Here is an 11863-nt window from a genome sequence, read left to right as displayed (position 1 = left end):
GATGTCAGATGTCGCACAAAGTGGCCTTGACGGTGTTCCCGGTCACGCGGATCGTCGGGAGTGGAGGCGCACCGCACCGCCTCCGCTGGAGTGCGCCGTGACCCTCATGGACGTGGGCAAACTCGTCCTAATCGCCGCCACCCCGACCCTGCTCGGGGCGGCGGTGGTGTATGCGCCGCGCTGGTGTGCGTTCCTTGCGGAGATCTGGCCGGAGCGGGCCGGCCGGACACCCGAGCCGTTCGGACCGCCGATCCAGCAACTCGCCGCGGACCTGCGCCGGCTGCTGCGGCTGCACCGCGACCTGAGTGCGTCGGCGCACCTGGCGATGCGCGCCCATCGGCTGTGGGCGGTGGAGGCCGCGATCGGGGTACGGGCCATCGAGGCCGCGAAGGCGCTCGACGTCCCGCACCGGGAGCCGGACATGCCGGGCGCCCTGACCCGCGGCGAGTTGTCCGGGTTGCTGCGGGACCTGGCCGCCGCCGGGATGGTGTTGCCGGAGAACGTGGGGCCGTTCGTCGGTGACGGCCGGTACTGAACGTGGGGGCGGGCGATCGAGGGTGAACGGCGGCGAGGTGCACCTCGCCGCCGTTCCGGGACCGGTCGGCGGACTTACTGTCGGGGGCGGCTGCCGCCGGCCGGTGGGCTCGCAGGTCCAGCCCAGGCCGGCACCACGCCGGGCCGCCCCGGCTGGACCGCTCCTCCACCGTGACATCCGGGGCGGCCTTGATCCGTGGAACGCGCCGGTGGCGTTGGTCACGACACGTAATGACGTACCCCGGGCGGCATTGTCGTGGGGATGCTGAGGGGGCCATTAAGAATGGCTTAATTCCGTCGGGCCCGCCGAGCGGGAAGCGCTGTCCCGACCGGCGTTGAGAATGGCAGGCGTTCCGACGGAATGGTTACCGTCCGTCAATTTCCGGGATCCGACGTACGTCCTGCCCGGTGGTGGTGAACCAGATCGCATCCGGGTACGTACTGTCTGTGGAACGACCCGTCCCGCCGGGTCCGGCGGCCGGGCCGGACGACGCCCGCAACGGCACCGCCGGGGCGGGTGAAGCGCTCCCACGGGTGGTGGCGCGGGTGCCGAACCCGTGGTTACGCTTCCCGAACACCCGCGCTGGGGGGCGCGGACGGGTGCGGCAACGACGTCGAGAGCGGGGGCGGGATATGCGGCAGCGGCGCCGGCGGATCATCGACCGCCGCCGTGTGTTGCGCCGCCGACCCGCCATTTTCACCGGTTCGGCCGGCCCATTCGGTGTGGTTGCGGCATGAGCTTCGAGGACGACGAGTACTGGGACGGGGAGTACTCCGACTATTCCTCGATGTCGTACACAGACAACGCCGCTGTCGCCGAGGATCGTTACTCCCCGCGTCGGGACATGGTCGAGCCGGTGCTGCCCACCCGTCGCCCGTCCGGCTCCGAGAACCGCCGCCCGGCCCGGCCACCGTCCTGGGACGACGAGCCCGACGAGTCCGGTCACGACGAGCTGGCCGCCCGCCGGCAGCGCCGGGACAGCTATCAGCGTTCGGCCAGCCGCGACAAGCTGATGCAGTCGGCCTTCGACGGCGAACGTCCCGGGTGGCTGGACGATCCGGACTTCGTGCCGCACGATCTGTCGACCGAACTCGCCGACGACGACGTCGTCGACGTCAACCGGCCGGAACTCGGCGCCGACTTCGACGCGCCGGACTACCGGGAACCCGAGGTGACGCGGCCGGCGGCCGGCCCGCGGCGGGCACCGGTCCGCAGCGATCGGTACGACGAACGGCAGCCGTCCCGCGGCGCCGGCCGGGCCACACCGCGCCGGCCCGAGCGCGACGCCCGGCCGGGACGGTCCCGGGACGACGTGGCCGCCTCCGCCCGGGCGCCGCTCGCTGACCCGCCGCCCGCGCCCGACCGACTTCCGCCGGGGCGGGTGCCGCCGGGCCGAGTTTCCCCGGGTCCGGGTCCGGGTCCGGGTCCGGTTCCGCCGGGCCGGGTTTCTCCGGGTCCGGTTCCGCCGGGCCGGGTTCCGCCGGGCCGGGTTCCGCCGGGCCGGGTTCCGGTTCGTCCGCCCGCCGCCGGACGGGCCGCGCCGGCCGGACCCCCCTGGGACGAGCGCGAGGCCGCACAGCGCGACCGGGACCGGGCCGTCTTCCAGCGCGATCGGGATCCGCGGGTGGCCTTCACCGATCTCGACGACGAGCACGCCGTCATCGACGTGGATCCCGACGCCGGGGTGGTCATCGACCTCGACGAGACCGGCGCCGGGGTCATCGACCTGGACCGGGGGCGGCGTAAGCGGCGCGACCGGAAGAACGCCGACGACCCTGGGCGCGCGACCCCCGCGGGTCTGACCCCGCCGGGAGGGCGGTCGGGCGCAGGCTCCCCGGCCGACCGGCCCGGGTCCGACGGGCGGCGGGCTACCGGCCGGGCCTCGGCGGACGGCCGAGCCACGACAGACCGCCGAGGCGTCACGGACGGACGGGGCGTCGCTGGTGGGCGGCCCGGAGTGGACGGACGGCCGGCAGAGGACCGACGGCCCGCAGCGGACGAGTTGGGCGCCTCGGGCCGCGCCGCGGTGGACGGGCGCAACGCTCCCGGGCAGGCCGGCACCGACGGCCGCAACGCTCCCGGGCAGGCCGGCACCGACGGCCGCAACGCTTCCGGGCGGGCCGCCACGGATGGGCGCAGCGCTCCCGGGCGGGCCGGCGCTCCCGGGCGGGCTGCGGCGGACGGGCGCGTTGCCTCCGGGCGGCCGGTGACGGGTGAACCTGGGTTGTCCGGCGAGTCCGAGCCTCGTGAGCGCGGTTTCGACGCCCGGCGGGACCTCGGTCGGGCCGCGATCGTGTGGGATGACGGCGGCGAGGAAGGCCCGATCCGGCCGCCCGGTGGACGCCGCCGCCGGCCGGCCAATCCGGAACCGCGACCGGCCGAGCACGGCTTCGACGCGACTCCCCCACCGCCACCGGCCGCCGCCGGACGGGCACGGGTCCCGGCGCCTCCGCAGGAGGACCGGCCGGTGGACCAAGATCCGCTCGAGGTGTACCGGCCGCCACGCCGGAGTACGGACCGTGTGCCCGCGGCGTTCCACGACGTTCCGGATGCGTCCGGGCCGGGTGGACGCGGACGGACGGCACCGGGTGAGTTCGACCAGCCGGCGCGGTTCCCGGACGACGAACGGCGCGCGGCCCGCTCGGGTGAGGATCGGCGTGGCGAGCTCTCGGGTCGGCCCCGGCCCGACGGGACCCGAAGCGACGAGCAGCCCGACGGAATCCCGGACAGCCCGTGGTCCGACAACGCCCGAGGCGACCAGCGGCCATCCGGGACTCCAGGCGGCCCATGGTCCGACGACCTCCGGAGCGACGGACGGTCTGAGGGTTTCGTGGGCGGGCAGCGGGCCGGTGCGCTTCCCGATGGCGAGCACCGTGGTGGGACGGTCGAGTCCAGCGACGGCCCGCGGGTGATCAGCAAGGCCGCGCCGCCCACCACCCCCCGGGTGATCAGCAAGGCGGCGCCGCCGGCCCCGCCGAAGGTGATCAAGAAGGCTGACCCGCCGGCCGTTCCGCGGGTGGTCGACGCGCCGCCGTCCGCTACGCCGCCTCGGGTGGTCACGCCGGCTCCGCCGCCGATCCCGGCCGGTGGTACCGCCGAGCCCGCACGGCCGGCCGCGGCCGACGGAAGTGCGCGCCCGCCGCTCGACGAGCGCGACGTTGCCCGCCGGCCGGTCGGCGGGAGTGCCGACCAGCCGTCGCACAGCGGGCCGACCGGCGCCGGACGTCAGGAGAGCGGGCCGGCCTCCGCCGGACGTCAGGAAACCAGGCCGGGCGGCGCGGGACAGCCGGCAGCCCGGTCGGGCATGACCGGACGGCCACCCGCGCAGCGACCCGACCCCACCGAACACACCGGCACGGCAGGCCGGCCAGCGGCCGCGTCGGACCTTGCGGGACTGCCCGGCAGCGGACCGGATCACGGCGTGCCGCAGCTCGCTGGGCAGGCTCCCGCCGCCTCGCGCCAAGCCGCGCCCCCGCCGCCGGCCACGCCCTCGCCCCCGCCGCCGGCCATGGCTCCGCCGCCGCGTCCGGAGGAGCTGCGCGCACCCGGCCTGCCTCAGCTACCGGCACAGGGTTCCTCGCCGCGCGCCCCGATGGCGTCGCCGGTGCACCGTCCTCCGCTGCCGGGCCAGATTTCGTCGGCGGCCCGAAACCCCATGGCCGCGCCGGGCGAGATGTCCCCGTGGTCCGCCGGTCGGCCGCCCGGACCTGGGCGAACTCCGCCGGAGGGGATGCCCACGGTTCGCCGGGGCGCGCACCGGCACGCCGGCGACGTCACCGGTCCGGTCGCGGGGAACCCGGCTGCGGACGTCCCGACGCCGCCGCAGGGGTACCCGGTGCTCGGGGCCCAGCCACCGGTCGACGCCTGGCGGGGTCCGCAGGTGCTGGCGCCCCGGGACGCCCGGGCTGTGCCGCCGGTGACCGAGCCGCCGCGCGTCCATCCCCGGGTCGATCCCACGCCGATCAACGGTGGCCGGTGCCGCATCGTGGACGTGCCGGCTCAGGACGAGCCGCTGGGCGGTCCGGAGCCGTCGGCTTTCCGCCCGCCCGCGCCGCAGTCCACGGCAGCGCCGCAGTCCCCGGCAGCGCCGCAGTCCACGGCAGCGCCGCAGTCCCCGGCAGCGCCGCAGTCCACGGCAGCGCCGCTGTCCCCGGCAGCGCAGGAGGCCCGGCCACGACCGGACCGGGCCGCCACTTCGTCGCCGCAGATCCGGCCCACGTCCGCACTGCCACAGGCCGGGCCCGTCTCGGCAGTGCCGGCACCGTTCCCGGCCGCGACGGCACCGCCGCAGATCCCGGTCGCTGCGCCGCCGCGGCAAACGGCAGCCACCACGGTTCCGCGGCACGGCACAGCGCCGGCGGCGCCACGGCCGGCCGAGTCCGCCACTGCACCAGCACAGACGGCACCTCAGCAAAGCCCGGCGACGAGGCAAAATCCCGCGACGACGCACGGCCCGGCGACAATGCAAGGCCCCGCGACGACGCAGGACCGGGCGACGGTGCAAGACCGGGCGACGGCGGCCCCGGACCGGAACGCGACCGCACCGCAACCCTCCGCCGATCCGAAACCGGTAGCCGGGCCGGCCACGGCCGATCCGAAACCGGTAGCCCGACTGGCCACGGCCGGTCCGGACGGCCCGCGCCGCTACGCCGACGCCGATCTGGGTGGAAGCTGGTTCGCCAAGCCGCAGTCCGCTCCGGTCTCCCCCGCACCCGCCCCGGTCGGCGCGGACACGTCCGGCTCCGGAAAGGCCACCGAGACCCGGACCGCCGCCGAAGCCACCATGGACCCGGCCGCCCCGGCGGAAGCCACCGCGGAACCGGACAACGGGCTGGTGCTCGACTTCGACATCACCGGCCTGGTGAACGGCCTCGGCACGATCACCGGCGAACAACCGGCCGTCACCCCGCACCGGGCCACCGCCGGCACCGCCACCGGCGAACAACCGGCCATCGCCCGGCCCGGGACCACGACCGGCGAACAGCCCACCGTCACGGCCCACCAGAGCGCCACCGGTGAACACCCGGCCGTCACCCCCGGCGCGACCACGGCCGCGCCCCCGGCGGAGCAGATCCCGGCGCCGGGCGGTGAGCTGAAGCCGCTCTCCGCCGCCGACCTGGAGGCGATCCGGTGGCGGCTGGACGGCGGCACGCTGCGGGAGGTGGTCGACGACCGGGACGCGCTGCGGGAGCTGGGTGAGCGGCTGGACGAGCCGATCGCCGCGGAGACCGACCATGTCGCCCGGGCGGGGCTGCTGAGCGTACGGGCGGAGGTGTACCGGCTGCTCGGTGAGCTGGGCATGGCGGCGGCGGCGAGCCGGCTCGCGCTGGCGCACGCGGAGACCGCGGGGGACGCCCAGGCTCTGGTGATCTCGCAGGCGGAACTGGCGCACGTGCTGCGGCTGCGCGGCGACTTCGCGGAGGCGGACCGGCTGTTCGAGCAGGCGGCGAGTTCGGAGGCGCCGGAGGTGCTGCGCAGCGTGGTGCACGAGAACGCCGGGCGGTGCTGCTTCGACCAGGGGCGGCACATGGAGGCCCTGGACCATTTCGGGCGGGCGGTACGCCTGGGCCGGCCGGACGACACCGACCTGGCGGAACGCATCGAGGTGTCGCTGGAGGCGGTCTACATCCACGTGCTGCGCGACGGCTGGGGTCCGTACCCCCGGTTGCGCCGCGAGATCATCTCGTCGAGGCGGCCCGATCCGGCGGGCGGCGGGCCGGGGTGACCGCGGGATGGTCGACGTTCTGCCGGGTGGCGACCGCGACCTGGCCCCGGCCGCGGCTCTTCGCCTGGTAGAGGGCACCGTCCGAGGCGGCGAGGAGGTCCTCGGTGGTGGTGGCGTGGTCGGGCAGGACGGCGACGCCGATGCTCAGGCCGGGCGGGCCGCCGGGTAGTTCGGTGGTGGCCGCGATCGCGGCCCGCAGCGCGTCGGTGGTGCGCAGTGCCTGCTGGCGGTCGGCGCGCAGCAGCATCACGAACTCGTCGCCGCCCAGCCGCGCGACCACGTCGTCGTCCCCGGCGACCTCGCGCAGCGCGGCGGCGACCACCCGCAGCGCCTGGTCGCCGATCGCGTGCCCCCAGCTGTCGTTGATCTTCTTGAAGTGGTCGACGTCCACGGTGACCAGCGCGATCGACCGGGCGCCGCGCCGGACCCAGGCGCCGGCGGCACGCAGTTCCTCGTCGAACGAGCGGCGGTTCGCCAGCCCGGTCAGCGGGTCGGCCAGGGCCTGCCGTTCGAGGCGGATGCGCAGCTTCTCGGCGCGTTCCCGCAGCGGCACGACGACGACGGCGGTCATCGTCATGGCCAGCGTGATGGAGGCCAGGTCGGTGCCGGCCCGGTCGGTCTCGAGCAGGGAGAAGACCACCACGCCGTCGCCGGCCACCACGTAGATCAGCGTGTAGATCACCGAGCGGCGGCTGACGAAGTTGGCCGCGTACAGCACCGGCCACAGGTAGAACAGCTGGGCGCCGGTGCTGGCGTCCTCGGTGACCAGGTTGATGCCGGTGATCAGGGTGGTCGCCAGGTACGGCGCGAGCAGCCAGATGGAGTCCGGCAGGGCGCTCGGCCGGAGCCAGCACGTCAGCCCGCCGGCGACCAGCATGGCGCTGGTGAGGCTGATCGCGACGTAGTCGAAGGCACCGAGCCCGCGGGTCATCAATGCGCCGGTCACGAAGACGAACGGGCCGCCGGCCAGCATGAGGTACGCCACCGAACGCGAGGCGCCATGGCGGTCGCGGAGGTGGTACGCCGTGGCGCCCTCGTTCCGGGTCACACCCGTAGATCGGCCCCGGGTGGTTCGCCCTGAGGGTTTCCGGCCGGCCGGCGTTCCCGGCGGCCCACCGTGACGGCGACGCTGGCCACGCTGACCAGCAGCAGGGCGGCAACCTCGCGCGGGCCGAGCCGCTGGTGCAGGACCAGCAGGCCGGCCACCGCGGCGGCGGCCGGTTCCAGGCTCATCAGGATGCCGAACACGCGGGTGGACAGGTGCCGCAACGCGTTGATCTCCAGGCCGTACGAGAAGACCGAGGACAGCAGCGCCACCACGGTCGCGCCGATCAGCAGGTACGGATCGTCCACCACCTGGGCCGCGCCGGTGGCGCCGAACGGCAGCACCGCCAGCGCCGCGACCGCCAGGGCCACCGCGAGCCCGCCGGTGCCGGGGACGAGCCGGCCCAGCCGGGCGCTGCACACGATGTAGCCCGCCCAGCACAGGCCGGCGACCAGCGCGAGCAGCAGCCCGCCGAGCGGCGCGGACCCGTTCGCGTCGAAGCCGAGCAACGCCACTCCGGCGCCGGCCAGCAGCGCCCAGCCGGCGTCGAGCAACCGGCGGGTCTGCACCAGCGCGAGCAGCAGCGGGCCGAGGAACTCGACGGTGACCGCGGTGCCCAGCGGGACGGTCTGCAGGGCCAGGTAGAAGGTCAGGTTCATGCCGGCCATGACCAGGCCGAGCAGCACCGCGGCCCGCCAGGCCGCCGCGGACCAGCCGCGCAGGCGGGGGCGGGTGAAGGCGGCGAGGATCAGCGCGGCGAGCGCGAGGCGCAGCAGGGTGACACCGGCGGCGCCGAGATCGTCGAAGAGGGTACGGGCTACCGCGCTGCCGAGCTGCACCGACGCGATGGCGAGCAGCACCAGCCCGGGTGCGGGCAGGGCCGGGCGGGTCATTCGGTACGCAGCGCGACGACCGGGTCCAGCCGGCCCGCGCGCTGGGCCGGTACCACGCCGAACACGATGCCGACCGTGGCGGAGACGCCGAACGCGAGCGTCAGCGACCACCAGGTGATCGCGGCCGGTACCGGGGACAGCCGGTCCACCAGCAGCGCCGCGCTGATGCCCAGCGCCATGCCGAGCAGTCCGCCGATCGTGGTGAGCAGCACCGCCTCGAGCAGGAACTGCACGCCGATGTCCCGGGGCCGGGCGCCGACCGCCTTCCGCAGGCCGATCTCCCGGGTCCGTTCGCGCACCGAGACGAGCATGATGTTGGAGACGCCGACGCCGCCGACGAGCAGGCTGATTCCGGCGATGGCGGCGAGCACACCGGTGAGCACGCCGAGGATGTCGCCGAGGACGCCGAGGATCTGTTCCTGGGTGACCGCGCTGAAGTCGGTGTCCGGGTGCCGCTCGGCCAGGGCGGCGACGACCGCGGCGCCGAGCGCGTCGATGCGTTCCCGGTCCGGGGCGCGGATGGCCAGGCCGTCGATCCGGTCGGTGCCGAGCAGCCGCTGGGCGGCGGTGACCGGGATGTGCACCTCGCTGTCGCGGTCCACGCCGAGGCTCTGCCCGAGCTGCTCGAACGTGCCGGTGACGCGGAACCGGACGCCGCCGACGGTGATCTGCCGGCCGATCGGGTCGCGTTCGCCGAAGAGCTGGCGGGCCACCGCGGCGCCGAGCACGGCGACCCGGCGGCCGGTGCTGACGTCGGACCGGCTGAAGTAGCTGCCCCGGTCCAGCCGCCGGACGAACACCGTCGGCGTGGTCTCCAGCACGCCCTGCATGCTGGCGAAGCTGGACCGGCTGCCGGCGCGGACGGTCTCGCCGGACTGGATGGTGACCGCGACGCGGGACCGGTCGCCGACCACCCGGGTGACCGCGTCCACGTCGTCGAGCGTCATGGTCGAGGCGGTCGGCGCCGCGCCCGCCTCCAGCCGGCCGGGCACCACGATCAGCAGGTTCGAGCCGAGCCCCTCGACCTGCTGCTCGATCTGCTGCTTGGTGCCGGTGCCGATGGCGACCAGGGCGACCACGGCGGCCACCCCGATCACCACGCCGAGCATGGTGAGCACGCTGCGCAGCCGGTTGGCGCGCAGCGCGTCGACGGCGACCCGCCACGCCTCGGCCAGCCTCACCGCGCCTCCGCGTCGACCGGTGGCGGTGGTGCGGTGGTGACGATGACGCCGTCCCGCATGACGATCTGCCGGCGGGCCCGGTCGGCGACCTCGCGGTCGTGGGTGACCAGCACGACCGCGACGCCGTCGGCGTTCAGCGACTCGAGCAGCGCCAGCACGGACTGCCCGGTGGTGGTGTCGAGGTTGCCGGTGGGCTCGTCGGCCAGCAGCACGGACGGCCCGGTGACCAGGGCCCGGGCGATCGCGACCCGCTGCTGCTCGCCGCCGGACATCTGGTTGGGCCGGTGGTCGACGCGGTGCCCGAGGCCGACGCGTTCCAGCATGGCGGTGGCCCGCGCCCGGCGTTCCCGGCGGCCGACGCCGCGGTACACCAGCGGCAGCGCCACGTTGTCCCGGGCCGTGGTGCGGGACAGCAGGTGGAAGGACTGGAACACGAAGCCGATGGTCTCGTTGCGCAGCCGGGACATCTCGGCCGGGGTGAGCGTGGCGACGTCCCGGCCGCCGATCAGCAGGGTGCCGCCGGTGGGCCGGTCCAGGCCGCCGAGCAGGTGCATCAGCGTCGACTTGCCGGAGCCGGAGGTGCCCACGATGGCCAGGTAGTCGCCGGGCTGCACGGTGAGCGAGACGCCGCGCAGGGCGGCCACCGAGACGCCGTCCAGCTCGTACACGCGCCGTACGTCGGTGGCGACGATCGCGGGCGGCGCCGTCACGGCAGCTCTTGGCCGGACCGGACCTGGTCGGCGCCGGACACCACGATCGGCTGCCCGTCGGCCAGGCCGGTGGTGACCTGCACGACGTCCTCGCCCTGCACGCCCAGTGTCACCGGGACCCGTTCGGCCCGGCCGCCGCGGACCGCCCAGACGGTGGTCCGGCCGTCCGCGCTGATCACCGCGGAGGCGGGCACGGTGACCGCGTCGACGGCCTGGCGGACCTGCAGGCGGACCACCGCGCTCATCCCGGGGCGGGGCGCGGGTGCGGCGCGGCCGTCGTCGTACTTGCCGGCGCCCAGGTCGAGGCGCACCCGGTACGACACGCCGCCGCGCGCCGAGGTGGTGGGCAGCAGGTCGACCGCGCGGACCGTGGCCGCGTACCTGGCGCCGGTGGCCGCGTCCAGCTCGACGGTGGCGCGGCCGCCGTTGGTGACCAGCAGCACGTCGGTCTCGTCCACCTCGGCGGCGAGACCCAGCCGGCCGGTGTCGACGACCGTGAGGATCGGGGTGCCGGCGGCGACCGCCGCGCCCTCCGGCACCGCGACGTCCACGCCGGGCAGCGGGGTGCCGCCGCCGGGAGCGCCGGGCGCCGGCCCGGAACCGGCGGAGATCAGGTCGGTCAATGACGGCGTGCCGGCCGCCGGGGTGCCGCCGAGCTGCACCACGCCGGAGACCGGGGCGCGCAGGGTGAGTGCTTCCACGGCCGCGTCGGCCAGCTGGTACGCCTGCCGGGCCTGGACCCGTTGGGCGGCGGTGAGCGCGTCGACCGCGCGGGACAGCCCGGCGACGCCCTGCCGGACCGACCGGATCGCGGTGCCGGCGGCGGCGGACGCGGCGGCGTACTGCTCGCGGGCGGCGTCGACCTGGGCGAGCAGCGCGGCGCGCAGCGTCTCGTCGGCGACCTGCGCGGCGGCCTCGCGGGCGGCGTCGAACGCGGCGTCGGCCCGGGCGTCGGTGCGGCTCCGTACCGCCGTGAAGTCACCGCCCGCGGAGATGCCGCCGCCGGTGCCGGCCTGCTCCAGGGCCTCCGCGGCGTCGTCCAGGCGCTGCTCGACGGCGGGCGAGTCGATGACCGCGACCACCTGCCCGCGGCGGACCCGGTCGCCGGCGTCCACCCGGAGTTCGTCCAGGGTGCCGGCCGCCGGGGCACTGACCGTGGCCGCGGCCCGGGCGGTCACCGAGCCCGGCGCCTCGACGATCTCACCCACCGTGCCGCGGGCGGCCGCACCGAGGACGACCGTGCTCGGCTCGTCGCCGCACGACGCGGCCGTGACGGCAGGCAGCAGCAGGCAGGCGACGACCAGCGCCGCGGTGCGCGGGGGGACGCGGGACACGACCGCCACTCTATGTCGGTCCTCCGGCACACTGCTCCTCTCGATGGGACCGGGCCCGATATCGGCCGAAGGCCCCAGATACGCCGTACCTGTCGGCTATCCGCCGGTCTGCTGGCCAGGTGGCGACGGCGCCGGCCGGTGCGGGCTGCCACGCTCGAATTGAACCGCCGGCGGGTTCGCCCACGTAATCCCTGCCGCCATGCACCGCACTTCCAAGGGGGACGGCATGCTCCGTGCCGATGAACTGATCGTCGTCCACCATGACGACACGCTGACCCGCTTCACCGACGTGCGGTACACGCTGAGCCGGCGCGGTCTGCGGCTGGTGCTGGCCGGCGGCGAGGAGATCGCGTTCGCGCACCACGACGTGCTGACCACGCACACCCGCCTGGCCGCCGGTCCGGGCGACCGGCGGGCCGCCTACGCGGTGGCCGGGTGAG

General features: G+C 75.7%; 8 protein-coding genes. 3 read left to right on the top strand and 5 right to left on the bottom strand.

Annotated features, from left to right (window positions below; translation table 11 throughout):
* The first annotated feature begins 106 nt into the window (after positions 1 to 106).
* Complete coding sequence (locus LDL48_RS04340) at positions 107 to 535, top strand: hypothetical protein (RefSeq protein WP_225253768.1); 429 nt, start codon at positions 107 to 109, stop codon at positions 533 to 535.
* 733 nt (positions 536 to 1268) lie between these two features.
* Positions 1269 to 6260 carry a hypothetical protein gene (locus LDL48_RS44185; protein WP_272492995.1) on the top strand — a complete coding sequence of 1664 codons (4992 nt, stop codon included), beginning with the start codon at positions 1269 to 1271 and terminating at the stop codon, positions 6258 to 6260.
* Here LDL48_RS44185 and LDL48_RS04330 read toward each other — a convergent pair.
* The 5 genes from LDL48_RS04330 to LDL48_RS04310 are packed head-to-tail and all read right to left on the bottom strand — an operon-like array spanning position 6214 to position 11423.
* Positions 6214 to 7308, bottom strand: coding sequence for a GGDEF domain-containing protein (locus tag LDL48_RS04330; RefSeq protein ID WP_225253665.1), 1095 nt, complete (start codon positions 7306 to 7308; stop codon positions 6214 to 6216). The two genes, LDL48_RS44185 and LDL48_RS04330, sit on opposite strands and share 47 nt — an antisense overlap.
* The gene (locus LDL48_RS04325; protein WP_225253664.1) at positions 7305 to 8198 is read right to left on the bottom strand and encodes an EamA family transporter; all 894 of its coding nucleotides are present in this window, start codon (positions 8196 to 8198) and stop codon (positions 7305 to 7307) included. Before LDL48_RS04325 ends, LDL48_RS04330 begins: the two co-directional genes overlap by 4 nt.
* Entirely contained in the window at positions 8195 to 9379 is a 1185-nt protein-coding gene (locus tag LDL48_RS04320; protein WP_225253663.1) for an ABC transporter permease, read from the bottom strand. The genes LDL48_RS04325 and LDL48_RS04320 overlap by 4 nt, the downstream gene beginning before the upstream one ends.
* A complete protein-coding gene (locus LDL48_RS04315) occupies positions 9376 to 10089 on the bottom strand; it encodes an ABC transporter ATP-binding protein (RefSeq protein ID WP_225253662.1) in 714 nt (237 codons plus the stop codon). Before LDL48_RS04315 ends, LDL48_RS04320 begins: the two co-directional genes overlap by 4 nt.
* Positions 10086 to 11423, bottom strand: a complete 1338-nt coding sequence (locus tag LDL48_RS04310) for an efflux RND transporter periplasmic adaptor subunit (protein WP_225253661.1) — start codon at positions 11421 to 11423, stop codon at positions 10086 to 10088. Before LDL48_RS04310 ends, LDL48_RS04315 begins: the two co-directional genes overlap by 4 nt.
* A gap of 226 nt (positions 11424 to 11649) precedes the next feature.
* On the opposite strand from LDL48_RS04310, the gene LDL48_RS04305 reads away from it, so the two are divergent.
* Positions 11650 to 11862: a hypothetical protein gene (locus tag LDL48_RS04305; RefSeq protein ID WP_225253660.1), complete on the top strand. Its 213-nt coding sequence runs from the start codon at positions 11650 to 11652 to the stop codon at positions 11860 to 11862.
* Position 11863: the final 1 nt, after the last annotated feature.

It is taken from the genome of Jidongwangia harbinensis, assembly GCF_020216025.1.
In the GTDB taxonomy this organism is placed as follows: domain Bacteria; phylum Actinomycetota; class Actinomycetes; order Mycobacteriales; family Micromonosporaceae; genus Actinoplanes; species Actinoplanes harbinensis.
Note: the sequence above shows the minus strand (reverse complement) of the source record. Positions and strands in the feature narration are given on the sequence as shown.